This window comes from Chryseobacterium sp. FR048 (assembly GCF_056844665.1).
This window is the reverse complement of record NZ_JBXDSE010000012.1, coordinates 64,298-89,601: the sequence shown is the minus strand read 5'-3', so window position 1 is coordinate 89,601 and position 25,304 is coordinate 64,298. Positions and strand designations below refer to the sequence as shown.

General features: G+C 37.3%; 29 protein-coding genes and 1 tRNA gene. 18 read left to right on the top strand and 12 right to left on the bottom strand.

Annotated features, from left to right (window positions below):
* Positions 1–85: 85 nt before the first annotated feature.
* Entirely contained in the window at positions 86–991 is a 906-nt protein-coding gene (locus tag AC106K_RS25345) for an AraC family transcriptional regulator (RefSeq protein ID WP_482448353.1), read from the top strand.
* A gap of 339 nt (positions 992–1,330) precedes the next feature.
* Here the strand turns inward: AC106K_RS25345 and AC106K_RS25340 are convergent, their stop codons facing one another.
* Complete coding sequence (locus AC106K_RS25340) at positions 1,331–1,885, bottom strand: thioredoxin family protein (protein WP_002976725.1); 555 nt, start codon at positions 1,883–1,885, stop codon at positions 1,331–1,333.
* Between the two features lie 313 nt (positions 1,886–2,198).
* On the opposite strand from AC106K_RS25340, the gene AC106K_RS25335 reads away from it, so the two are divergent.
* The 5 genes from AC106K_RS25335 (at position 2,199) to AC106K_RS25315 (ending at position 9,572) form a co-directional block, all read left to right on the top strand.
* Positions 2,199–2,795 carry a TetR/AcrR family transcriptional regulator gene (locus tag AC106K_RS25335; protein ID WP_482448351.1) on the top strand — a complete coding sequence of 199 codons (597 nt, stop codon included), beginning with the start codon at positions 2,199–2,201 and terminating at the stop codon, positions 2,793–2,795.
* A 366-nt stretch (positions 2,796–3,161) separates the two neighbouring features.
* Complete coding sequence (locus AC106K_RS25330) at positions 3,162–4,322, top strand: efflux RND transporter periplasmic adaptor subunit (RefSeq protein WP_482448350.1); 1,161 nt, start codon at positions 3,162–3,164, stop codon at positions 4,320–4,322.
* A gap of 38 nt (positions 4,323–4,360) precedes the next feature.
* Entirely contained in the window at positions 4,361–7,543 is a 3,183-nt protein-coding gene (locus AC106K_RS25325; RefSeq protein WP_482448348.1) for an efflux RND transporter permease subunit, read from the top strand.
* A gap of 239 nt (positions 7,544–7,782) precedes the next feature.
* The gene (locus tag AC106K_RS25320; protein ID WP_482448347.1) at positions 7,783–9,195 is read left to right on the top strand and encodes an efflux transporter outer membrane subunit; all 1,413 of its coding nucleotides are present in this window, start codon (positions 7,783–7,785) and stop codon (positions 9,193–9,195) included.
* Positions 9,196–9,395: 200 nt separating this feature from the next.
* On the top strand, positions 9,396–9,572 hold the full coding sequence (locus tag AC106K_RS25315) for a bacteriocin-like protein (RefSeq protein ID WP_482448345.1): 177 nt from the start codon (positions 9,396–9,398) through the stop codon (positions 9,570–9,572).
* Between the two features lie 112 nt (positions 9,573–9,684).
* Here the strand turns inward: AC106K_RS25315 and miaA are convergent, their stop codons facing one another.
* Positions 9,685–10,605: a tRNA (adenosine(37)-N6)-dimethylallyltransferase MiaA gene (gene miaA / locus AC106K_RS25310; protein ID WP_482448344.1), complete on the bottom strand. Its 921-nt coding sequence runs from the start codon at positions 10,603–10,605 to the stop codon at positions 9,685–9,687.
* Positions 10,606–10,622: 17 nt separating this feature from the next.
* Here miaA and AC106K_RS25305 point away from each other — a divergent pair, with 17 nt between their 5' ends.
* From AC106K_RS25305 to nadA, 4 genes are all read left to right on the top strand, one after another.
* A complete protein-coding gene (locus tag AC106K_RS25305; RefSeq protein ID WP_482448343.1) occupies positions 10,623–10,754 on the top strand; it encodes a hypothetical protein in 132 nt (43 codons plus the stop codon).
* 36 nt (positions 10,755–10,790) lie between these two features.
* Complete coding sequence (locus tag AC106K_RS25300; protein WP_482448342.1) at positions 10,791–11,648, top strand: YicC family protein; 858 nt, start codon at positions 10,791–10,793, stop codon at positions 11,646–11,648.
* A gap of 86 nt (positions 11,649–11,734) precedes the next feature.
* Positions 11,735–12,298, top strand: coding sequence for a guanylate kinase (gmk, locus tag AC106K_RS25295; protein WP_482448341.1), 564 nt, complete (start codon positions 11,735–11,737; stop codon positions 12,296–12,298).
* A 104-nt stretch (positions 12,299–12,402) separates the two neighbouring features.
* Positions 12,403–13,422 carry a quinolinate synthase NadA gene (gene nadA / locus AC106K_RS25290; protein WP_167022991.1) on the top strand — a complete coding sequence of 340 codons (1,020 nt, stop codon included), beginning with the start codon at positions 12,403–12,405 and terminating at the stop codon, positions 13,420–13,422.
* A 52-nt stretch (positions 13,423–13,474) separates the two neighbouring features.
* Here the strand turns inward: nadA and AC106K_RS25285 are convergent, their stop codons facing one another.
* The 8 genes from AC106K_RS25285 to AC106K_RS25250 form a co-directional block, all read right to left on the bottom strand.
* A complete protein-coding gene (locus tag AC106K_RS25285; RefSeq protein WP_482448340.1) occupies positions 13,475–13,627 on the bottom strand; it encodes a hypothetical protein in 153 nt (50 codons plus the stop codon).
* Between the two features lie 74 nt (positions 13,628–13,701).
* On the bottom strand, positions 13,702–13,872 hold the full coding sequence (locus AC106K_RS25280) for a bacteriocin-like protein (RefSeq protein WP_482448339.1): 171 nt from the start codon (positions 13,870–13,872) through the stop codon (positions 13,702–13,704).
* A 27-nt stretch (positions 13,873–13,899) separates the two neighbouring features.
* The gene (locus AC106K_RS25275; protein WP_482448338.1) at positions 13,900–14,091 is read right to left on the bottom strand and encodes a bacteriocin-like protein; all 192 of its coding nucleotides are present in this window, start codon (positions 14,089–14,091) and stop codon (positions 13,900–13,902) included.
* Between the two features lie 210 nt (positions 14,092–14,301).
* Complete coding sequence (locus tag AC106K_RS25270) at positions 14,302–14,511, bottom strand: hypothetical protein (RefSeq protein ID WP_185287704.1); 210 nt, start codon at positions 14,509–14,511, stop codon at positions 14,302–14,304.
* A 41-nt stretch (positions 14,512–14,552) separates the two neighbouring features.
* A complete protein-coding gene (locus tag AC106K_RS25265; RefSeq protein ID WP_482448336.1) occupies positions 14,553–14,723 on the bottom strand; it encodes a bacteriocin-like protein in 171 nt (56 codons plus the stop codon).
* A 57-nt stretch (positions 14,724–14,780) separates the two neighbouring features.
* Positions 14,781–14,978, bottom strand: a complete 198-nt coding sequence (locus AC106K_RS25260; RefSeq protein ID WP_185287706.1) for a bacteriocin-like protein — start codon at positions 14,976–14,978, stop codon at positions 14,781–14,783.
* Positions 14,979–15,096: 118 nt separating this feature from the next.
* Positions 15,097–15,294, bottom strand: coding sequence for a bacteriocin-like protein (locus AC106K_RS25255; protein WP_482448335.1), 198 nt, complete (start codon positions 15,292–15,294; stop codon positions 15,097–15,099).
* Positions 15,295–15,866: 572 nt separating this feature from the next.
* Entirely contained in the window at positions 15,867–16,058 is a 192-nt protein-coding gene (locus tag AC106K_RS25250; protein WP_482448333.1) for a hypothetical protein, read from the bottom strand.
* A 26-nt stretch (positions 16,059–16,084) separates the two neighbouring features.
* On the opposite strand from AC106K_RS25250, the gene thrA reads away from it, so the two are divergent.
* The 7 genes from thrA (at position 16,085) to AC106K_RS25215 (ending at position 23,263) form a co-directional block, all read left to right on the top strand.
* On the top strand, positions 16,085–18,535 hold the full coding sequence (thrA, locus tag AC106K_RS25245; protein WP_482448332.1) for a bifunctional aspartate kinase/homoserine dehydrogenase I: 2,451 nt from the start codon (positions 16,085–16,087) through the stop codon (positions 18,533–18,535).
* A gap of 11 nt (positions 18,536–18,546) precedes the next feature.
* Positions 18,547–19,473, top strand: coding sequence for a homoserine kinase (locus AC106K_RS25240; protein WP_482448331.1), 927 nt, complete (start codon positions 18,547–18,549; stop codon positions 19,471–19,473).
* Between the two features lie 27 nt (positions 19,474–19,500).
* The gene (gene thrC / locus AC106K_RS25235) at positions 19,501–20,805 is read left to right on the top strand and encodes a threonine synthase (RefSeq protein WP_482448329.1); all 1,305 of its coding nucleotides are present in this window, start codon (positions 19,501–19,503) and stop codon (positions 20,803–20,805) included.
* 4 nt (positions 20,806–20,809) lie between these two features.
* Positions 20,810–21,178: a dihydroneopterin aldolase gene (folB, locus tag AC106K_RS25230; protein WP_482448328.1), complete on the top strand. Its 369-nt coding sequence runs from the start codon at positions 20,810–20,812 to the stop codon at positions 21,176–21,178.
* Between the two features lie 37 nt (positions 21,179–21,215).
* Complete coding sequence (locus AC106K_RS25225) at positions 21,216–22,580, top strand: DUF4403 family protein (RefSeq protein WP_482448327.1); 1,365 nt, start codon at positions 21,216–21,218, stop codon at positions 22,578–22,580.
* A 44-nt stretch (positions 22,581–22,624) separates the two neighbouring features.
* Positions 22,625–23,134, top strand: a complete 510-nt coding sequence (locus tag AC106K_RS25220; RefSeq protein ID WP_482448326.1) for an RDD family protein — start codon at positions 22,625–22,627, stop codon at positions 23,132–23,134.
* A 58-nt stretch (positions 23,135–23,192) separates the two neighbouring features.
* Positions 23,193–23,263 (top strand) — tRNA-Cys (locus AC106K_RS25215).
* Positions 23,264–23,510: 247 nt separating this feature from the next.
* On the opposite strand, the gene AC106K_RS25210 is transcribed toward AC106K_RS25215, so the two are convergent.
* Together AC106K_RS25210 and AC106K_RS25205 are read right to left on the bottom strand one after the other, a co-directional pair.
* Positions 23,511–23,666, bottom strand: coding sequence for a bacteriocin-like protein (locus tag AC106K_RS25210; protein WP_482448325.1), 156 nt, complete (start codon positions 23,664–23,666; stop codon positions 23,511–23,513).
* 362 nt (positions 23,667–24,028) lie between these two features.
* A complete protein-coding gene (locus AC106K_RS25205; RefSeq protein WP_482448324.1) occupies positions 24,029–24,187 on the bottom strand; it encodes a bacteriocin-like protein in 159 nt (52 codons plus the stop codon).
* Between the two features lie 688 nt (positions 24,188–24,875).
* Here AC106K_RS25205 and AC106K_RS25200 point away from each other — a divergent pair.
* Positions 24,876–25,001, top strand: coding sequence for a hypothetical protein (locus AC106K_RS25200; protein ID WP_482448323.1), 126 nt, complete (start codon positions 24,876–24,878; stop codon positions 24,999–25,001).
* Positions 25,002–25,304: the final 303 nt, after the last annotated feature.

Sequence of the window (25,304 nt, the reverse complement as noted above, 5' to 3'; positions counted from 1 at the left end):
GTTCACAATAATTTAACACAGTAAATCAATATTTGAACTATATTAATATAATTAGTATTTTTAGTAATTAAATATGATTAATTAAATGAAAGTTACTTTTGAAAGAGTAATTCCTAATGATAAAAGCTCATTCCGCACGATTCACAATAACTCCCCTATTTCGGAATTCAAATGGGAGTATCATTATCATCCCGAAATCGAGCTGGTCTGTGTCATTTCCGGGAGCGGCACCCGCCATGTAGGCTATCATAAAAGTAATTACACCAACGGAGATCTTGTGTTGATCGGGTCCAATATTCCGCATTCGGGATTTGGCTTAAATTCTATTGATCCACATGAGGAAATTGTGCTTCAGTTCAAAGAAGAAATTCTTCAGTTTCCCCAGCAGGAAGTGGAAGCCAGATCCATCAAAAATTTACTGGAACTTTCAAAATATGGGATTCATTTTCATCATAAGGTAAAAAAACTCATGCTTCCCAAGCTGAAACTTATGCTTGAGTCGGAAGGCTACAAAAGGTATTTATTGCTCCTTGAAATTCTATTTGAACTTTCGAAATGTGAAGATTATGATCTTTTGAATAAAGAAATCATGCCCTACACCATTATTTCAAAAAATAAAACCCGCCTTGAAAATATTTTCACGTACGTAGAGCATCATTATGATAAGGAAATCGATATTGAAGAGGTAGCGCGTCTCGCCAATCTGACTTTACCTGCGTTCTGTAATTTTTTTAAAAAAGCGACCCAGATTACGTTTACGGAATTTGTGAACCGCTATCGGATCAATAAAGCCTGCCTGCTGATGGCTCAGGACAAATCTATTTCAGAATGCAGTTACAGCTGTGGCTTTAATAATGTGACATACTTCAATAGAATGTTTAAAAAGTATACTGGGAAAACACCTTCTGAATTTATCAGGAACTATTCGCACAATAAGGTGAATGTAGATTTAATGGTGGAAAAGGAAACTAAAACTAAGGTAAGTTTTTAATAATTAGTGGGGATTGTACTAAACGTTGTGTGTGTTCATACCGTGGGAATCCACAATTAGTTATAGACAACAATAAAAAAATAGCAATGTTGAGACTCCTACGGAGTGACAAAGTGTGTGAATAGACGATGCTTTCGTATTTGCCATTCTGTGGTAATCCAGACTTACTTATAGGAGTTTAAGGATTATAATAAAAAGACAACTACGCTGAAACTCCTACGGAGTGAAAAACTGTATGGATAATAGGTGAGCTATGTTGCGATCAACAAAAAAGCCACTCTAAAAGAGCAGCTCTATATTATAATGAGTAAAACCGGTAACTAAATAACCGGCAATTACTTATTTCCATTTAATATTACATCCCATGCTAGGTCTCTGAATTTCTTCCTGTGGTTCTCCAGCCAAAAGATTTTCAAAAGCAATAATTAAATCTTCTCCGGTCACATCTTTGTTATTTCCAGGTCTTGAATCATCCATCTGGCCTCTGTACACAAGGTCAAGTTTATCATCAAAGAAATAAAAATCCGGGGTACATGCAGCATCATAAGCTTTAGCTACAGCCTGGCTTTCGTCGAATAAATAAGGAAAATCAAATCTTCTTTCAATCTGGAATTCGATCATTTTTTCAGGAGAATCGGCCGGATATTTTTCAATATCGTTCGCATTGATGGCAATGAATTCAATTCCACGCTCGTTGTAATCTTCGTATAATTCATTGATCTTATCGATCACATGAAGAACAAATGGACAGTGGTTGCACATAAAGATCACCAATGTTCCTTTTTCTCCTTTCAGCTCTTCAAGAGACTGAAGTTCATTCGTTTTTGACGGATTAGGAAGTTCAAAAAATGGAGCTTTTGTTCCTAATGCCAGCATATTTGAGGGAGTATTCATATCCTATTTTCTTTAGTTCACAAAGATAAAGATTTCTTTGATTAATTAGAAAGAAGAGATTTTCATTTTTAATAGGGTAAGGAAGTCGGAAGCTGGAGGCGGGAAGATATTCAGGTCTCAAAAATAGTTATAGTCAAATTCTATTTAATTGTTTTTTTTACCTCAAATCAACTTTCAGCCCCTATTCTTTCAGCCTTTAGCCAAAAAGTTAAAGCTTCCCATAAACCTTCTTTTGAATTTAAATGTAGAATATCCTTTGGAAGTTATATTAAAAAGTTTGTAGTTTTGCTAACACTGTTAGTAAAAAAATATCATGGGCCTACATGAACGTCGTCAAAGAGAAAAAGAATCCATCCGTGCAAATATTTTGCAGGCGGCTTTTACTTTGGCGAAAACTGAGGGCTGGGGTTCGCTTTCCATTCGTAAGATAGCTGATGCTATTGAATACAGCGCACCGGTAGTGTATGATTATTTTGAAAATAAGGAAGCTATTTTATTTGAGATTTCTCTGGATGGCTTTCACAAGTTACATATAGAATTATTAAAAGCTCAGCAAAAGCATGATACTCCGGAAGAGCAACTGGTTGCCATTGTGGATGCGTACTGGAACTTTGCTTTTAACAACAAAGAATATTACCAGCTGATGTTTGGTCTTGGAATGCAATGTTGTGGAAAGGGGCAGATGAAAAAAGAATTTTCCTCTTTTCAGGAGTTGATCTATGAGTGTACTTATAATATTATTGAGAAAAACGGATCGAATACGGATAGTGCATGTCATATGTCTCATGCTTTGTTTTCAGCAGTTCATGGAATGATTTCCATTATGATGATGCGTACTGCAGATATTCCTTCTACGATGAACAAAACGACTTTGGACGAAACTGTTTCGGCTTTTATTAAGTCTTTATAAATTTTTTTTGAATTAAAAATTAACACTGTTAGGAAATTTAACACCAAATTAATTTAAAGAATTCTGTCAAACTGATAAAAAACTAAACCTGCTTATGCAAGATTTATACGCATTCAATTTTTAAAAGTACTCATTTTTTCTTTAAAAAATAACACTGTTAGCAAAATTAACACACCTTACACCTTCATTATATAGTCTTAAATTATTAAAAACATTGTCAATTATGGAAACAATCGACTTTATCGGACATTAAAAATTCTGTAATTTTTTTTGAACAATTCATTAACACTGTTAGGAAAAAAAACAGCATTTATCACAAAGAACATTACTTACAATCTAACACTTCATTAAAAAAATTAAACCAAAATGAAAATACCTGGAAAAACAAGGTTAATTGTACTTATTTCAAGTATCATTCTTTTACAGAGCTGCACCAAAGCTGCAGAAGGATCTAATGCCGCACCACCAGCTCCGGAACTTCCGGTTTATACCGTTATCACCTCACCCGCTACTACATATCAGGAATTCCCTACTGCCCTAGAAGGAAAAAGCAATGTGGAAATCAGATCTCAGGTAGATGGTTATCTTGACAGAATCTATGTGGAAGAAGGAGCTTATGTAAGAGCCGGGCAGCCATTATTCAAAATAGACTCCAGAAGCTATGGTGAACAGATGAATATGGCACAGGCTAATCTTCAGGCTGCCAACGCCAACATCCAGAAAGCAAGAGTAGAAGTAGACAGACTTCAGCCTCTGGTAGCTGCCAAAGTAGTTTCTGATGTACAACTGAAAACAGCAAAAGCCAATTATGAAGCTGCAGTAGCCGCCGCCGCACAGGCCAGAGCCTCTGTAGGAAGTGCAAAGATCAATGTAGGATTTACCACGATCACAGCTCCCGTAAGCGGTTATATCGGAAGAATTCCTTACAAAAAAGGAAGTCTGATCTCCAGAACAGACCCTAATCCATTGACATTGCTTTCAGACATCAGTGAAATCTATGCTTACTTCTCTTTAAGTGAACTTGATTTTATTGCTTTTCAGAATAAATACCCCGGGGCAAGTTTAGAAGAGAAACTAAAAAATATGCCTATGGTAGATCTTGTCATTGCAGACAACAGCACCTATCCTGAAAAAGGAAGACTGAGTATTGTAGACGGACAGTTTGACAAAACCACCGGAGCCATCAGCGTACGTGCGGTTTTCCCTAATGCCAACGGAACATTAAGAACAGGGAATACAGGAAGAGTCCGTATGCCTCAGCTGATCTCCAATGCCGTAGTTATTCCTCAGGAATCCACTTTTGAAATTCAGGATAAAACCTATGTATACGTTATGGATAAAAATAAGAAAGTAGCCGGAAGACCGATAAAAATATCTGGAAAAACAGACAGCTATTACTTTATTTCAGAAGGGCTTTCTCCTGGAGAAAAGATCGTATACACAGGAATCGGTAGCTTAAAGGATGGTGCATCGATCAATCCTAAGAATATCTCTTCTGACAGCTTGTTGAAAGCTAAACCTTTGTAATTCTTCAGTATACAGAAGACTTAAAAAAAAAACTTCTTATGTTAAAACAATTTATAGAAAGACCGGTCCTTTCAACGGTCATCTCCATAATACTTTTATTATTGGGAGCCCTGTCTCTCTTTAATTTACCGATTGCCCTCTTTCCCGATATTGCCCCTCCAAGTGTACAGGTAACGGCATTTTACCCGGGAGCTAATGCTGAGGTAGTGGCACGTTCGGTAGCCACTCCTATTGAGGAAGCTGTGAACGGAGTTGAAAATATGACGTATATGACTTCCAACTCCAGTAACGACGGAACCATGACCCTGAGTGTTTTCTTCAAACAGGGAGCCGATCCGGATAATGCAGCAGTCAACGTACAAAACCGTGTCTCAAAAGCCATGAGCCAGCTTCCTCAGGAAGTGGTACAGGCCGGGATTTCTACACAGAAGGTTCAGAACAGTATGATCATGTTCATGGGATTGACCAGTGAAGATGCCAAACAATATGACGAATTATTTCTTCAAAATTACCTGAAGATCAATGTTATTCCTCAGATACAGCGTATTCCGGGGGTTGCACAGGCTCAGGTATTCGGGACGAGAGATTATTCTATGAGAATCTGGCTGAAACCGGACAGGCTGGCGGCTAACAATCTTTCTCCTCAGGAAGTTCTGGGAGCCATCAAAGATCACAACCTTGAAGCTGCACCGGGACGTCTTGGACAAGGAAGTAAGGAAACTTACGAATACATCCTTAAATATAAAGGAAAGCTGAATAAGAATGAAGATTATGAAAATATCGCCATCAAAGCGAATAGTGATGGATCTTTCCTGAGATTAAGAGATGTGGCAAGAGTAGAATTCGGTTCTTATACGTATACTGCCACAAACAGAGTGGATGGAAAACCGGTAGCGGGATTTGCTATTTTGCAGACTGCGGGTTCTAATGCCAATGAGATTCTTACCGAGATTGAAAAACAGGTTGAGGTTATGGAAACAACCCTTCCAAAAGGGGTGAAACCTATTATCATGTACAATTCCAAAGACTTCCTGGATGCTTCAATCCATCAGGTAGTGGAAACCTTGGTCATTGCCTTTATACTGGTATTTATTGTAGTCTATATTTTCCTTCAGGATTTCAGATCTACCTTAATCCCGGCTATTGCGGTACCGGTTGCCATCATTGGAACCTTCTTTTTCCTGCAGTTATTCGGATTCAGTATCAACATGCTTACTTTGTTTGCTTTGGTTCTGGCCATCGGTATTGTAGTGGATGACGCGATTGTGGTGGTGGAAGCCGTCCATTCAAAAATGGAACAGACGGGAATGCCTGTAGAACATGCGACCATGAATTCTATGAGTGAAATTTCAGGAGCTATTATTTCCATTACGCTGGTGATGTGTGCCGTATTTATTCCGGTTGGGTTTATGCAGGGACCTGCAGGAGTTTTCTACAGACAGTTTGCCTTTACATTGGCTATTGCCATCCTGATTTCAGCAGTAAACGCGTTGACACTGAGCCCTGCCTTATGTGCAATGTTCTTAAATGATCCTCAGGGAGAACATGGTGAGCATGGTCATAAAAAAGGATTCGGAGCAAGATTCTTCAATGCTTTTAATGCAAGTTTCAACAACATGACGAGAAAGTATATCTACAGCCTTAAGTTTTTAATTAAAAATAAATGGGTAGCTATAGGAGGTCTTGTTGTGATTACTGCAGCCAGTGTCTTTCTGATCAAAAAAGCACCGTCAGGATTTATTCCAACAGAGGATCAAGGATTCGTATTATATGCGGTTAATACCCCTCCGGGAAGTTCATTGGAAAGAACCCACAGAGCAACAGAACAGATTGACAAGATCATCAACGGAGAAAAAGCGACCAATCACCTTTGGGTAGCAGACGGGATGAACTTTATCAGTAATGCCAATGCGTCTCCTTATTCTGCCGGATTTATTAAGCTTAAAGATTATGATAAACGAGGTGAAATGAAAGATCCGGACCAGATTGCCGCAACACTGACTGGGAAAGTAAGCCAGGTAAAAGATGCCAATGCATTCTTCTTCAACTTCCCTACGGTACAAGGTTTTGGTAACGTTTCCGGATTTGAATTCATGCTTCAGGATAAAACCAATGGTTCTTTTGAGCAATTGGGAACTACCACTCAGCAATTTATTGGAGAACTGATGAAGCGTCCTGAAATTGCTTTTGCCTTTACCACTTATGCCGCAGGAAATCCACAGTATACAATTGATGTAGATACTGATAAAGCCAATCAGCTAGGGGTTTCCGTTACAGAACTGATGCAGACCATGCAGATCTATTTCGGAAGTAGCTTCGTATCAGATTTCAACCGATTCGGAAAATACTACAGAGTAATGGCCCAGGCGGATGTTCCTTACCGTACGGATATTAATTCTTTGGAAGGAATTTATGTAAAAAATAAATTGGGAGAAATGGTTCCTGCCAAAACATTGGTAACTCTAAAAAGAACCTTTGGACCGGAAACTGTAACAAGAAATAACCTTTTCAACGCGGTAACGATCAACGGAACTCCAAAACCTGGTTACAGTACCGGGGATGCTATCAAAGCGGTAGAAGAAGTAGCCAAGCAATCGCTTCCAAGAGGATATGGATATGAATGGACAGGGATTACCCGTGAAGAGATCAAAACAAGCGGCCAGACTGCATTTATCTTCTTCCTGAGTATTCTGTTTGTATATTTCCTTCTGGCTGCACAATATGAAAGTTATATTCTTCCATTTGCGATTATTCTTACGATTCCTACAGGGATATTTGGGGTATTTGCCTTCACGGGATTAGCCGGTATTGATAATAACATCTATGTACAGGTAGGATTGATCATGCTGGTAGGGTTGTTGGCCAAAAATGCCATCCTGATCGTAGAATTTGCGGTACAGAGAAGAAATGCAGGAAAATCATTGATAGAGTCTGCGCTTCAGGCGTCAAGATTACGTCTGAGACCGATCTTAATGACCTCTTTCGCCTTTATCGTGGGAATGCTTCCATTGGTATGGACACAAGGAGCTTCATCAAAAGGAAATCACTCTATTGGTTACAGTACTGTAGGGGGAATGTTGACAGGAGTGATATTCGGGATCTTTATTATTCCGGTAATGTATGTAGTCTTCCAGTATCTGCATGAAAAAATGCCGAGCAGAAAAAAGAAAAGACTTCTGAAAAAACAGATGGAGGAAGAACTTTTAGCAACGACCCATTAATAAAAAAATGAATGACAAAATTTTGAGAAAATCTTAGAGCCATCCAATGATTTTAAACCATTAAGTGATCATTAAGATTTTAAGAATCGTAAGAGGAACTTCGTTGTTCAGTGCGGTTATTGATTGACCTTCCTTACTATTCTTAAGGGTTCAAAAGCAAGGTATTTTCTCCTACTAAAGACGGTCCTGCTTAAATGAAACCTTCTCAAAGTTTTGTATTCAATTAAAATTTAAAAACTATGAAAAGAGTAAAAAATATTATTCTAACATTTGCGATAGCTATAGGCTCTGTTTCATGTGTATCCAAATTGGCTTATACGGAGCCGGATCTGGCACTTCCTGAAAAGTTCCAGTATACTGCTACTGCCGACACAGCGAGTGTAGCCAGCCTGGAATGGAAACAATTTTTCAATGATCCTATTTTGCAGGAACTGATTGAGAAAGGAATCAAACATAATTATGATCTGCAAATTGCATTGAAACAGGTTGCTTCTTCACAGGAAAAACTGAAGCAGGCAAAATATATGCAATATCCGGATGTTGGTTTCGGGGTGGCAGCTCAGATTTCAAAACCTTCCAAAAACAGCATGAACGGGCAAAGCTTAAATTTATTTTTAGGACAGAGCCATGTTGAAGATTATAATGCAGCCTTCAATCTTTCCTGGGAAGCAGACATCTGGGGGAAAATAAAAAACCAACAGGAAGTTTCAAGAATGCAGTACCTTCAAACTTACGAAGGTTCAAAAGCCATCCAGACTCAAGTGGTAGCAGCGATTGCACAGGGGTATTACAACCTCTTGATGCTTGATAAGCAGCTGGCCATTGCCAAATCTAATCTGGAACTGAGCAGTAATACTTTACTGATCACACAAAAAATGTGGGAAAGTGGTGATACTACCTCTCTTGGAGTACAGCAGTCTACTGCCCAAAAGCAGGCCACAGAACTCCTGATCTCTCAATTGGAACAGAATATTGCCATTCAGGAGAATGCATTAAGCATCCTGATCGGTGAAATGCCTAATAAAGTGAACAGAACCATTGAAATGTCTGACACTTCTCTCCCTCAGAATATTGAGGCAGGACTTCCCGCAGCAATGGTAAGCCGCAGACCGGATGTACGCCAACAGGAATTGGTTCTATTGGAATCTAATGCCATGGTAGGAATTGCCCAGGCCAATATGTATCCGGCCTTGAAGATTACAGCCAACGGCGGTGTCAATTCATTCAAATTCGATAACTGGTTCCAGATTCCGGCCTCATTGTTTGGGTCTGTACTGGGTGGGCTTACGCAACCGATTTTCCAGAAAAGACAGTTGAAAACAGATCTGGAGGTAGCCAAAATTCAAAGAGAGAAAAACGTTCTGGCCTTCCGTCAGTCGGTATTGAATGCAGTAGGAGAAGTTTCTGATGCTTTGGTTTCTAATGAAAATTTAAAAGTTCAGGAACAAAAAGCAACTGAACAGGCTACTACTCTGAAAGACGGAATCAAAAGTGCACAGCTTTTATACAAAGGAGGTTCAGCCAACTACCTGGAAGTGATTACAGCACAGGGAAATTCCCTACAGGCAGAGTTGAATCTTGCTTCCATCAAAAGACAAAGATTGAGCAGCATTGTGGATCTATACAGAGCGCTGGGCGGCGGTTGGAAGTAGTAAATTTAATTATATTGTTTAGGAAATGCGGTCTTTAGGGACTGCATTTTTTTATTGAAATTAGTGCTAAGATTATATTACATTCGGTATGCAATAAAGTTAAAGATCCAATCAGATGATTATGATATTAAAAAAAAGATTACTTTTAAAGAAGCGGCATCCGAAAAGCTTATAGAGTAGGAAAACCAAAAAAACATTTTATGAAAAATTTAAAAAAAATTTCAAGAGAGCAATTACAATCCATTAAGGGAGGGGGCTTTATCAACAATTGCAAAGGAAAAGAAGAAGGAGCATTTTGCGACTGGGTAAGTGCATCCGGATACGGCACGGGCACCTGTGATGGAACAGGTCGTCTTTCAGGGTGTATACCGGATTAATGTTTAGAACCTACGGAATGATAAACTGTATGCTTAATTTATCCATACACTCTATCATTCCGTATAAATCTATATTTTTAAAGCTTCAAAGCTATTTAATAATGTAAATTTATTATTCCTGAAACTGCTCCGCAATCCACTGAAGCAGATCTTCATAGTCTTTTTCAGAATATCCCAACTGCAGATAATGAATATCATCCGCCTTTCTGTACCATGTCAGCTGGCGTTTTGCATATCTGCGGCTGTTCTTTTTGATTTCAGAAACGGCAAATTCCAAATCCCATTCCCCGTCAAAATATTTGAACAGTTCTGCATAGCCTACCGTATTTAATGCGGTCAGCCCTTTGAACTTCTCCAAACCTTTAACCTCATCCAAAAGCCCTTTCTCCATCATTATATCCACCCTGCGGTTGATTCGGTCATACAATTCTTCTCTTGGAGCTTCTATTCCGATCCTAATCGTATTAAAATCTCTGGAATCCTGAGAAACAGCAATCTGTTCCGAATATTTTTTATCGGTTTGCCAGATCACATCAATGGCCCGTAACAGTCTTCGGTGATTGTGAATATCTACCACTTCAAAATATTCAGGATCTAAATCTTTTAAAATCTCCTGAAGTTTTTCAATTCCCTCCTCTTCCATTATTTTCTGAAGTTTCTCCTGATTTTCAGGGTCAGCTTCAGGCAGGTCATTCAAACCTTCGATCACTGCTTTTTCGTACATCATGCTTCCGCCGACAAGAATGACCGTATCATGGGTCTTGAACAGTTCATGGAGTTTTTTCAGAGCATCTTCTTCATATTGCCCTATGGAATAATATTCTTCTACAGAAAGATTTCCGATAAAATGATGAGGTGCTGCAGCCAGTTCTTCCTCTGAAGGAGCGGCGGTTCCTATTTTCATTTCTTTAAAAAACTGTCTGGAATCACAGGAGACAATCTCTGTATTGAAATGCTGAGCCAGATCAATTGCCAATTTTGTTTTACCAATTCCGGTGGGGCCCACTACAGAAATTAAATTTTTCTTTTTCACTGTGCTAATTTACGAAAATGAGTTTATTTAATGTACTGGAAGACGGAAGCCTGATCCTGGAGGTTAAAATTAAATCTCATTTATATTCACAGCAATCTGCCCGCTTCCTGCCTCCATCTTCCAGCCATTCAACATTAGTTAAACTATAGACTTAAATGTTTATCTTTGTAGAACAATAAAAAACTATGATTTTATCAATGACTGGCTTCGGTAGAGCCGAAGATGTTTTTGAAGGAAAAAAAATAACAATAGATATTAAATCTTTGAACAGCAAGAGCTTTGATTTAAATATCAAAATTCCTTTACGTTATAAAGAAAAAGAATTTGAGATCCGAAAAATTCTTAATGATAGAATTATCCGTGGAAAAGTAGACTGCTACGTCAATATCGAAAATCTTGAGGAATCTAATGATGTAAAGATCAATAAAAATCTGATTGATTCTTATATCAATGAGCTTAAAAATATTGCTTCAGACGGCCCTCAATTCGAATATCTTAAAATGGCGGTTCGACTTCCCGATGCGATTACCTCAAGACCTGATGAACTTACGGAAGGAGAATGGGAATCATTGGCAAAAATCGTCAATGCAGCAGTAGACCGTTTCGAGGAATTCAGAAAAACAGAAGGTGGTATTCTTCATGAAGAACTGAACAGAAACATCGAAAATATTGAAAAATATCTAGGTGAGGTCATTCCTTTTGAAGAAGAAAGAATTGCGAGTGTAAAAGAGCGTTATCAAAAAGCTTTAAAAGAATTTGAAAACGTAGATGAAACCCGTTTCTACCAGGAAATGGCTTATTTCACAGAAAAACTTGATATTTCAGAAGAGAAGGTAAGACTTACCCAGCATTTGAAATATTATAAAGAAGTAATGGACAATGAATCTTTCAACGGGAAAAAACTGGGCTTTATTTCTCAGGAAATCGGAAGAGAGATCAATACATTAGGTTCTAAAGCCAATCATGCTGCCATCCAGAAACTGGTAGTGATGATGAAGGATGACCTTGAAAAAATAAAAGAACAAACGTTAAACGTATTGTAATGATAGGTACGAGATACGAGATGCGTGGTTGTCATTTCTAAAAAAGAAACCCGAAACTCGGATCTCGTAATCCGAAATTGTAAAAAATGGATAAAGTAATTATATTTTCAGCACCATCCGGGAGCGGAAAAACTACATTGGTAAAACATTCTCTGGAAACCTTTCCTGAGCTGGAATTTTCAATTTCTTGCACCACAAGACAGCCGAGAGGAAGCGAAGTACATGCAGTAGATTATCATTTTTTGTCACCTGATGAATTCAGACAGAAAATTTCTGAAGATGCTTTTGTAGAATATGAAGAAGTATATACTGACAAATATTACGGTACTTTAAAATCTGAAGTGGAAAAGATCTGGAAACAGGGAAAAGTTGTTATTTTTGATGTAGATGTAAAAGGAGGAATCTCTCTGAAAAAATATTTCGGAGAAAAAGCATTGTCTATTTTTATAGAACCCCCTTCCATCGAAGAATTGGAACGAAGATTGATTTCCAGAAATACAGATGATGCAGAAACCATCAAAACCCGTGTGGAAAAGGCAGAAGAAGAAATGACCTATGCCGGCGAGTTTGACAGGATCGTAATCAATACCGATCTTGATGTAGCTAAAAAAGAAATAGAAAGTTTAATAAAAAGTTTTATCAGTAATTAATGGCTGGAAGATGGAAGCAGGAGGATGGGAGTAAAATACGACCCTCAAAATCTAACTTCTAATTTCTAACCTCTGGCTTCTGATAATAAAAAATTGAGGTGGATATGAGTACCGAAACATTAGAAAAAGCTAAATCTGCAATTCCTGTAAGAGGATTTCTGGATATAAAAGATATTGCCATTCCTCAGGGAGAAGAATTGGTAAAAGCTATTCTTAAGCTTAAAGAAGAAAAAAATGCAGTAATCCTTGCCCATTATTACCAACCGGGAGAAATTCAGGATATTGCCGATTTTCTGGGAGATTCTTTACAGCTGGCGAGACAGGCGAAAGAAACGAATGCGGACATGATTGTATTCTGCGGAGTGCATTTCATGGCAGAAGCTGCTAAGATCCTGAACCCAACTAAAAAAGTAGTTCTTCCTGATACAATGGCCGGATGCTCTTTAGCAGACGGATGTTCAGGAGAAGGATTAAGAAAAATGCGTGAGCAGCATCCCAACGCTTTAATTGCGACTTACATCAACTGTAATGCTGAAACTAAGGCAGAAAGTGATATTATCGTAACCAGCTCCAATGCTGAAACGGTGATTGAAGCACTTCCGAAAGACAGACCTATCATTTTTGCACCGGATAAAAACCTTGGAAGATACCTTTCTAAGAAAACCGGACGTGATATGATCCTTTGGGATGGAAGCTGTGTAGTACACGAAGCCTTTTCAATGGAGAGAATTGCTCAACAACTGGCAGACAACCCGGATGCCAAACTGATTGCACACCCGGAAAGTGAAGAAGCTGTATTGAAACTGGCTCATTTCATTGGTTCTACTTCTGCTCTACTAAACTTTGTGGAACAGGACGACTGTCAGAAATTCATCATTGCAACAGAAGAAGGAATTCTGCACGAAATGAAAAAACGTGCTCCTCACAAAGAACTGATTCCTGCACTGGTTTTTGACGAAAGCTGCAACTGCTCAGAATGTTTCTATATGAAACGTAATACGATGGAAAAGCTCTATTTATGTATGAAATATGAGCTTCCTGAAATTCTTATTGATGAAGAATTAAGATTAAAAGCATTGAAACCGATTGAGGCCATGCTTGATCTTTCAAAAAGTATAAAATAAACAAAAAGCACTGTTTTCACAGTGCTTTTATTATTTCTTTAGGGATCAACTACTATTCCGCATTTCCGATCGAGAAAATACTGATTCTGACAGCAATTTGATAACATACGATAAGCTTCACATGTACGGGAGCCATAAATAGAGTATGTGGGACCATATCCTGTTCCTGCAGGATAAGGACAGCCACCAGGGCATGCCCCGCCATTAATGATTTTTAAATTTGATCTTGATAACTTTTTCATAATAATTTGTTTTCAGATAATTTATTCTAAGTGTTAATTATACCATTGGCGGATAACAGATCCCGCCCGGTTTTCTCCAACATCCCCAGGCTCCACCGCCACGGAAACATACTAATGCAGCACTTCCACATGCATCAATCTGGAAATCAGTAAAACCACCGTTTACTGTTTTCTGTTCTTCTCTTGAAAGTTTCTTCAGGTTTTTCATAATGAATGTATTATGTTTTTTAAACTTTTATTTAGAGATCGTACCATTTCCCGGATAAGGTATGAAGTCAAAGCAATTGACGCTCACATCTACACAATTCTTCAGATTTTCACACCATTTACGGTTTTTTCCACAATAGATCTGAGGCGTTCCTCCAATATCTCCGGCACCGCTCACAGTTTTTAATTCCTGTCTTGAAAGTTTTTTGATATTTTTCATAATAATGTAGTGTTTGATTATTTTATATTTACTCTACAAAAATGAAACACCTCTTACATAAAACAAAGCTTCAATTAACAGCTGTGGGTAGTTTTCAAATAAGTGTACCGTTTTATAAAACATGCGTAAAACAGATATAAACCTTTCCAATAAAAAAGGTCATCTCTAAGAGACAACCTTTTCAGATAAAAAATTTATTTTAATGTTCTTTTAGTTATAAAAATCGGAATAATCCGGACCATAGCAGTCTGCGCTTACATCTACACAATTTCTGCAGTTTGCCTGTAACCCCCAATAGTTCCAGCAATTGTAAGTGTACTCAGGGCCATCACCATAGTTTCCGGCTGTTGAGCATCCTGCACATCCTGCCATTCCTTTACCATTGATATTTTTCAATTTTGTTCTTGATAATTTTCTCATATTTCTCGATTTTAGTTTTATCATTCAATTTTAGAAACAACCTATAGCATGGGAGCATAGCAGGTTCCGCCCGGCTTTCTCCAGCACCCCCAGGCACCTCCGCCCCTGAAGCATACAAATTGTTCACCACCGCAAGCTTCAATCTGAATAGCAGTGAAGCCTCCGTTGACAGATTTCTTCTCTTCCCTTGATAATTTTTTAATTGTTTTCATGATTCATTGATTTTAAGATGATGAATAATTTTAGATCATTTTATTGCTTTCCCTTACTCAACGGGGATCGAAACATTCATAACTTACCAAAACTCTCATTTTGCAGCACTGAGGCAAATCATAATAATCGGCACATGACTTCGGCTGATCGGGTCCATAAGGTCCGGCAGGGCAATATTCAAAACAATCGTTGATGTCATGACCTCCGTTAATTGATTTTAAGTCTGTTCTGTTTAATTTTTTTGATTTTTTCATGATTAGTTAATTTTAATAGTAAAATAAAAAATGAAGATTCCTGTTATTTCTACAATATTCCTCTTTTAAGTCAAATTAATTGGTCATACACAGGACTTTCTCAATCTGGTTCTGCTTTCTAATCCTGAAGAACAAAGCAGCTCCCCGGAATGGAAGGATCATAAGGGTAAAGATAGAAGCAGACTTTACGACCTCTCAGGTCCGTACATCTGGCACAGCCTTTTGGTCCGCAATCAAGATCGACGGCACAACTGTCCATCAAACCTCCAGTAATAGCTCTTAAATTTTGTCTGTTTAATTTTTTTGAATTTTTCATAATAATCTGGTTTAGTTCACTTTATAAATATACCAAATTCTTTTTTTAAAAAACAAAAAATTAATCCCTATTGTAAGAAATAATAAAAAAAGCACTGTTGTCACAATGCTTTCCCTGATGATTTTTACCATTAAAAAACGTACAGCAAGCAGATCAGGTTCCGCCCGGTTCTCTCCAACATTCCCAGGCACCGTCGCTCCTGAAGCACAATTCTCCTCCTCGTACTTCAATTGGCATTGCTGTAAAGCCATCATTGATATTTATCTTTTTTTCTACAGAAAGATTCTCATTTTTTCATACTATTTAAATGTTTAATCATTTGTTCCACAAAAGTGAAATACTTCCTGATACCAGCAAAGTTTCAATTAGTAAGTGTAGCCGACTTTTACATAAGTGTAATCGTTTTAACAATTAAATAGTAAAACGAAGCAAAAAATTCATTCGAACACACAATATCAATGATTGTTTTAAACTTAAAAAAACACATCAAAAGTAAAAATTACAACTAAGCCTACTTCAAGCAACTGACTTTTAATTATTTAAATTTTTAAGAAAACTTGGCCATTTCAAAATTATTTGTACATTTGTTCCGTTACAATGAATGTATTGAGAAACATATCTGATATTTCTATCCTGAAGTCACCTATTTCAGGAGTATCTTCCGTTTCTACATTCACAACTACAACAACTACCCCATAACGGGGTAAATTTTCACATATTATTTCCGGTACCCGTACTCTTTTTTCGAAGAGTAAGCATTTCATTTTACCCAACCTCAAATCGATTATTGATGAAAGTTTTAAAATTCGGCGGAACCTCTGTCGCAAATGCCCAGAATATTCTTCTGGTAGAAAATATTATAAAAAAAGAATCCTTAAAGGACCATGTTGTAGTTATTGTATCTGCGCTTCACAGCGTTACCGATCAGCTGATCAAAGCAGCAGAATATGCCGCTGCTAAAGATGAAACTTATCTCCGGATCACTAAAGATCTTGAAGAAAAACATATTATACTGGTCAAAGAACTGATCCCGGTTCTGGCACAAAGCTCATGGCTGAGTTTCGTGAAAAAACATTTCAACGACATAGAAGATCTCTACAACGGAATCTTTGTCTTGGGCGAATTCACGGACAAAATAAAAGATAAAATTGCCTCTTATGGAGAATTCCTGTCTTCCAGTATCATTGCCGCAAGGCTTCAGCATCAAGGACTGGATTGCTTATGGATGAATTCTGCAGACCTGATCAAAACAGACAGCAACTTTACTCATGCAAAAGTAGATTTCAACAGTTCTGAAAACAACCTGAAAAATTACCTCAACGAAAATCGAAACCGCATCATCATTGGTCCCGGTTTCATAGCCAGTGATTTCAAAAACAACCCTACCACTCTTGGAAGAGGAGGCTCCGACTATACCGCAGCCATCATAGCCAGTGCTATTGATGCACAGGAATTGCAGATCTGGACCGATGTAAGCGGAATGATGACTGCCGATCCCCGTCTGGTGTCCAACGCTAAACCCATTTCAGAAATTTCTTACCACGAAGCCATGGAACTTTCTCATTTCGGAGCAAAAGTGCTCTATCCACCTTCCATACAGCCTGTCATGGTAAAGAATATTGACCTTTTCATTAAAAATACATTTGCACCTGATGCAGAAGGGACTTTGATCTCTCACCATTCCAAAGCAGCTGAACAGGAAAAGCAACAAATTGCTGTAGGAATTTCCAATATGAGCCATATTGCCCTTCTGACTTTAGAAGGCAGCGGAATGGTAGGAATTCCCGGAATTTCAGCAAAGCTGTTCCAGTGTCTCAGCCAGGAAAAGATCAATGTCATTCTTATTACTCAGGGGTCGTCTGAACATTCCATCACTATTGCAATCAATGAAAAAGATGCTTTTCACGCGGAAAACGCCATTAACTCAGCCTTTGCAGATGATGTCAGACTGAAAAGGGTTTATCCTGTAAAAATAGAAACCGGGCTTTCCATTGTAGCTCTGGTAGGAGAAAATATGAAAAGCAGAAGCGGAGTAAGTGCCAAAATGTTTAGCAGTCTGGGAAATAACGGAATCAATATAAGAGCCATAGCTCAGGGATCTTCTGAAAGGAATATCAGTATTGTGATCTCGGAAAAAGACAGTAAAAAAGCCGTCAATGTTCTTCATGAGGAATTTTTTGAATCAGAGATAAAACAAATTCACCTCTATATCTGCGGTATCGGAAATGTAGGCTCAAAGCTGATCCAGCAAATCTATGATCAGAATGCCTATTTACAGGAAAATTTCTCCATCAATCTGAGAATTGCAGGAATATCCAACAGCAAAAATATGCTATTTTCGGATCAGGGAATCTCCTATGAAAGGTATCTGAACTGGAATGAACAAAGTGAAAAAGCTTCAGTTCAGGAGTTCGCAGGTGAAATTATAGCCAGAAATTTAAGAAATTCCGTATTTGTAGATGTAACGGCAAGTCCTGACGTACCCGAAATTTATGAAAGTCTGCTGAAAAAGAGTATTAATATCGTGGCTTGTAATAAAATTGCGGCTTCTTCAGATTTCAAAAAATATAAAACTTTAAAAAATACCGCCAGAAACCACAACTGTAATTTTTATTTTGAAACCAATGTAGGAGCCGGACTTCCCGTTATAGGCACCATCAACGATCTGATCAAAAGTGGTGACAGGATCCTTTCTATCCAGGCCGTACTGAGCGGAACTTTAAACTTTGTTTTCAATGAGTATGATGGCAGCAGAACATTTTCCGAAGTTGTTGCCCAGGCGCAAAAAGAAGGCTATACAGAACCTGACCCAAGGCTTGACCTGTCCGGAACTGATGTAGCAAGAAAAATTCTGATCCTTGCCCGTGAAGCCGGATACCCGCTTCAGTTTGAAGAAATTGAAAATATAAGCTTCTTGCCTGAAGAATGCATGCAGGGAAGCGTAGAGGATTTTTATAATCAACTTACCCGATATGAAGATCATTTTAAAAGTCTGCTCAACAATGCTCAACAGCAAGGTAAAATATTAAAATACACCGCTGATTTTGAAAATGGAAAAGCAAAAGTAGGATTACAGCATGTAGCCTCAGACAGCGATCTGTTTCATCTTTACGGGAAAGACAATATTGTCATTTTCAAAACCCTGAGATATTCTGAGCAGCCTTTGGTGGTAAAAGGTGCCGGAGCCGGAGCAGAAGTAACTGCCAGTGGTGTTTTTGCCGATATTATACGTTCTATTTAAAAACAAAAATTATGAAAAATATAAAATTAAAAGTCCCTGCTACTGTTGCCAATCTGGTCTGTGGATTTGATATTCTGGGAATGGCCGTACATGAACCTTATGATGAAATGGAACTGAAATTACTGGATACTCCGGAAATTATCATCAGACATGAAGATCTGTTCGGGCTTCCGGAAGAACCCTCAAAGAATGTAGCCGGAATTGTATTATTAAAAATTCAGGAGCACCTTAAGTTGACTAACGGGTTTGAAATCACTATCCGAAAGCATATCAAACCCGGAAGCGGGCTCGGCTCCAGTGCGGCAAGTGCCGCCGGAGCCGCCTTTGGAGCCAACATTTTGCTGGAAAACATCTTTTCAAAAGACGAAATGGTCCATTTTGCCATGTTTGGAGAAGAGCTGGCTTCCGGTGTCCGTCATGCAGACAATATTGCTCCGTGTCTTTATGGAGGGATCACTTTAGTAAAATCTACAGATCCTATCGACATCATCCCCTTGAATTCTCCTGAATTATTTATCGCCGCCGTACATCCCCAGGTTGAAGTAAAAACTTCGGATTCCAGGCAGATTTTAAAGAAAAATATTTCTTTGAAGAGCGCAGTTGAGCAATGGGGAAATATTGCCGGGCTGGTAGCCGGAATTCAGAACAATGATTTTCCACTGATTGGCAGAAGTCTCAACGATGTTATTATAGAACCTGTCCGAAGTATTCTGATTCCGAAATTTGACGATATAAAACAAAAAAGCCTTGACATGGGAGCGCTTGGCGGAGGAATTTCAGGATCAGGTCCTTCTGTTTTTATGCTGACAGAGAAAAAAGAAACCGCTGAAAAAATTGCCCAGATGATGCAGTCAGCTTATGATGATATCCAAATAGAAAGTTTTGTCTATGTCTCTAAAATAAACCCTTCCGGAATTCAGATCATAGAAGAAGCCTAAATCACAAACCTTACAACACAACCGAAAATGATATACTATAATTTAAAAGACCATCAGGAAAAAATAGATTTCAAAAATGCTGCAATACAAGGCCAGGGAAAAGATAAAGGACTCTTTTTTCCGGAAAATATTCCTCAGTTTGATCAGGATTTCATTCAAAATATTGATCAATATACCCATGAAGAGATTGCTTACAGGTGTATGAAAGACTTTGTTGGAGAAGAAATTCCTTCAGAGATTTTATGGGAAATCGTTTCTGAAACAGTCAATTTTGAAATTCCTTTGGTAAAGATCAATGACCGAATCTCTGTTCTGGAGCTCTTTCACGGTCCTACTTTAGCGTTTAAAGACATCGGAGCCCGGTTCATGAGCCGCTGCCTTTCTTATTTTCTGAAAGATCAGCAGAAAAAAGTCACTGTACTTGTTGCCACTTCAGGAGATACCGGCGGGGCCGTTGCTCATGGATTTTACCAGGTTCCCGGAATTAGTGTCGTTATCCTTTATCCTAAAAATAGAGTAAGTCTTGTTCAGGAAAAACAACTTACAGCATTAGGAGCGAATATTTCTGCTCTGGAAGTTAACGGTAGTTTCGATGATTGTCAGGATCTCGTGAAACTCGCATTTGCAGATGAAAAAATTAATGAAAACCTACTTTTGACATCCGCCAATTCGATCAATGTGGCAAGGTGGCTTCCGCAGCAGATTTATTATCTTCTCGCTTATAAACAATGGCTTGCTCAACAAGATGAAAAGCCTGTAATCTGTGTTCCCAGCGGAAACTTCGGAAATATCTGTGCCGGGTTATTGGCTCATTTCAGAGGACTGCCTGTTGACCATTTTATCGCTGCCTGCAATGACAATCATGTTGTCCCTGAATATCTGCAAACCCAAAACTTTCAGCCACAAAAAGCGGTCCCTACCCTATCGAATGCAATGGATGTGGGGAATCCGAGCAATTTTGTAAGGATTTTAGAACTTTTCGGAGACCAGTTTGATGCTTTACAAAATACAGTATCTGCCTATTCTATTAATGATCGGGACACTCTGAATACGATCACAGAAGTATATCAAAAGAATCATTATCTCCTTGACCCTCATTCTGCGGTAGCATTTGCCTCTCTGGAGCTGTATCTGAAAGAAAATCCGGGTAAAAAAGGCTTTATCTTGGGCACTGCACATCCGGTAAAATTCCCTGATGCTGTAGAAAAAGCAATTAATACCTCTATCGAAATCCCCGAATCCCTGAATGATCTGATGAAAAAGGAGAAAAAAACTGTTGAAATAAATTCAGATTTTGAAGAATTAAAGCGATTTTTGCTTCATAAAATTTGAAGCAATGAGCAAAATATATCTTGAAGATGTAAAAATATATGCCTACCATGGCGTTCTTCCTGAAGAAAATATTATCGGGACTTATTATATCCTGAATACAGAACTTCATACCGATCTGTGGAAAGCTGCCGGATCTGATGATCTGCATGATACGATAAGCTATGCCGACATCAACGAAATTCTCCACCATGAAATGAAAATAAAATCTAAACTGCTGGAACATGTAGCAGGAAGAATTATTTCCAAAATTCATGACCGTTTTCCACAGATTGATTATATTAAATTAAAAATTACCAAAACCGCTCCACCAATGCAGGGAGAAATGAAAGGAGCCAGCATTGAACTGGAAAAAAGTTTTAAACCGGAAAATTAAAATTCTTATTTTCACCCAAACAAAAAAAACATAAAAATTGAAATTCGTTAAAATATTATTTCTAGTACTCTTTATCAATGCTTTTGGTCAGACAGGTGTTGATAATCAATTGGCAAGCTATAACTTTCCAAAGATCAAATCCAGCATCACAATGCCGGTAACCATTCCATTGTCCGAATTAAGCAATATGATCAACGCCTCCGTAAAGGACCTCGTGTATCAGGATGATTCATATACAGACAATAATAATGATCAGTTTAAAGTAAAGGTATGGAAGACAAGGCCAATCCGGCTTGTTGGCGGTACCAATCAGAACCTGCTCATTGAAGTTCCTTTGAAAATATGGGCAGAAAAAGGAATCGGAACCTTAGGCGTATACACCTATCAGAATACAACCTTTGAAACGGTAATGTCTTTTAATACGACCGTTAATTTTAAAAATAACTGGACAATTACCACCAATACACAACCCAATGGATTCAGATGGGTAACTAAACCGGTGCTTGATTATGGAAAGATCCAGATTCCGATCACCTCTATTGTTGAAAAAAGTTTAAAAGAACAACAGGAAAAATTCTGCAAAACCATCGATCAGCAAATGGCTACTCAGCTGAATTTTCAGCAATACGCTTTAATGGCCTGGAATACGTTTCTGCAGCCTTTCAATATTTCCGAGGAATATAATACATGGCTGAAGGTAAGTCCCGTGGGAGTCAATATCACCCCTTTGAAATTTTATGCCAACCAGATCAATGCAACCCTTGGAGTTGACATTTATTCGGAAACCTTTACTGGAAATAAGCCGACAGCGTCCTCACCGGTAACTTCTGTTGCCAATTTTAATTTCAGTCCTACGGTTGCAGATAAGTTTGTTTTACAGACTACAGCCAATATTCCTTTTACCGAAGCGAGTAATATGGCCAGAAAAACTTTTTTAAACAAAGAATTTGATATTCGGGATTCTAAAGTGAAGGTAACCGACGTAAGAGTTTATGGAGTCGACAACAGAGTGGTCATCGAAGCTCAGACAGATGGATACATCCATGGAACTTCCATTATTTCCGGGATCCCTGTTTATGATGATGCAAAAAGAAAAATTGTCTTATCAGAAACCAAGTTTAAGCTGAAAACAACCAATATTCTTCACAAAACTGCTTCTGTACTTTTTCAGGGAAAGATCGTAAAAATGATTGAAGAGGAATATGGAATTCCCACTCAGGAACTGGAAGAAACCTCCAGAAAAAGCATTGAAGAGGCATTCAATAAAGAATATTATAAAGGTTTAAAGATGAACGGAAAAGTATTCAACCTTAAGCCAAGTAAAATTCTGCTCAGTAACACGGGAATCACGGCCGTTATTGACACCAATGCCTCATTAAAACTCCTTGTGAATGGATTTTAACATTAAAACTAAAAACTAAACTTTAAAAAACTAATACCTAAACCATGAGAAAATATTTAGTAGTTGTGGATAAAAACAGATCCCAAAAATTAATAAGATTAGCCAATCTTGTCATCGACAGAATTGTTGTAGTATTTATATTTATGGCTTTTGGATTTGTTTCGTCTTTACTATTCAAGCTGACAAACATTGATTTTTTCATCGAAATTCCTCAAAAAATGGCACAAGTCAACAGGCTGGTGGATATACTGATGACCTCCACGGTGTATTTCATCTATATTCTGCTTATTGAATACTTTACCAAAGGTAGATCTATCGGTAAATACATTACAGGAAGTAAAGTCATTTGTATAGATGGTACTGAACCAACATTCAAGGATTATTTTATCAGGAATATTTCCAGGTTTGTACCTTTTGATGCCCTTTCTTTCCTGGGGGAGAACGGATGGCATGACGGATGGAGTGAAACAAGAGTGGTAGACCTTAAAAAATATATCGCTGAAACTCAAGCAAAAAGCGAAATAGACAACCTTGGAGCAAAAGAAATTGCTTAAAAACTTTTGATCATAAAGAATTTTTACTATATTTGCACACCTCAAAAATGGTAAGAATGGTACTTTGGCCGAGCGGCTAGGCAGTGGTCTGCAACACCATCTACAGCGGTTCGAATCCGCTAGGTACCTCGGAAAAAACCTCTAATATATTTAGAGGTTTTTTTGTTTTTTGACTTCCTGCTTTCTCCGCTTATTTCTATCCATAAAAAAGGGATCACGAATATTCTTTATTATCGGATGAAGTACAAAATGAATCAGTCACAAAAATCCTTTATACGAAAGAACTTCATGTATTAAAAAGTTTTCCATAAAAAAAGACCATCTAGTAGACGGTCTAAAATTTATATTCAATTTATTTTATGTATATAATTGGTTATTATACACAAACTTGGTCATTCGGTATACATACATAAGGTTTTCCTTTAATGCAACATTTCTTGTATCCTTCTTGCAAACAGGTTCGAATACATGTTTCTATTCCTCCTTGAATTGATCTCAATCCGGCTCTTGTAATTTTTCTTAAATTTTTCATGATCATTAATATTTTTTGTGTTGTTAATTTAAACAATTATTTTGAATAACTTCAATTTTTGTTTCAAAAAGGAGACTCTATAATATCAATATCAAAAGTTAGGGAAATAGAGCATTGTTTATATTGGACTTATTGAAATGTATAAAACAATCATTTTTCTATTCAGATAAATTATGTTTTCCTCCCAAAGGAACTCACTCTCCAGAATTGCTGATTTTAATCTGTAAAAAAATATTTTTGCTATCCGGATTACCCAAACATTTTGCACCCCCTCCACTTTTGCACTTAATCGATCATTTTACCTTTACAATTTCCTTCTGCATTTGAATAAAAAAGCTCCTTTCAAACAGGAGCCATTATTTTTATATTTGAAAATGCTTACAGTAAGAGGATTCTATAGGTCTGCATGTATTCCCTGAGCAACACCATCCTTCTGCACAAAGTTCCTCACTATTACAATATCTAAGTCCGCCTTTGATAACTTTCAAATTTTCTCTTGAAATTTTCTTTAAATTTTTCATAATTATTGATTTTATAAATTGGATAACTAATATATGAAATTTGGGTAAGCACAAAATATTTATTTTATTTTCAAATACACTTCCCTACTTCTAAGAAAAACCAGACAACCACACAACAACTCATCATAAATAAAAAATCACCTTAATGAAATGTATCAGAATGATAAATTCCGGACAAATTAAGGCATAAAAAAAATCCTCGGAAATTCCGAGGATAAAAACTAATAACCATGAAAACTCAAATTAAACATGAGTTACATAACTACATTGAAAAATCGTGCCAAGAATTCAAATTTTCGAAAAAAAAATTAAATTATTCTTCAACGCTACTTTTTTATCATTTAATCATTTTATTCCATTTTTATTATATTTATAAAAACAAGATCATAATTATTTATAATTAATTAAAATAAGTTCAACTATGAAACAGTATTCTTACCAATGAAATAATTAACCTTCAGTTAAAAAAAAATTCACATTCAGAAATAAAAACTTATTTCCAACGAAGAAACCTGGCAAATCGAAAGTATAAATCCAAAATTGACATAATTTATTCTGCAATTAACCTCATCCACAAAATTTAATATCGTAGTAAAAAAATTCCAACAAAGAAGATTTCATTCAAAATAATGAAAGACAACATCACATTGAATTTAAAGTTCGTGAAATAGGAGAAGGCATCAATCTTATGGCAGAAAGACTAAATGAGAAGGGAGCATATGAAATGATTCAGACTCCGGTAAAAAGATTCAATGAAAGTATATTCATTGTTTGTGATCATCCATTTGATGGCAGAATAGTTTTCGCTGTATAATCTAACGAAAGTCTGCATAAAAAAAGCCCCCAGAAGGAGGCCTCAAAAAACACAAATGATGAAAAAAAATTTTATATCAGAAATAAAAAATTATTTTATCTCTTAATAGATTACCAAATTTATACCAGTCTATCTTTTTATTTTATGAGTAGAATCATAAAAACTGTTTTTATTTTCAACGATAAGAATAAGACATTAAAGGCTTGAAATCCTGATTGAATCAATCAAAAAACTCCTCAATTGAGGAGCCCTTTTATCATCTGGATAAAATATATGGAAATTAAAATGCTTCTGTTTTCATCT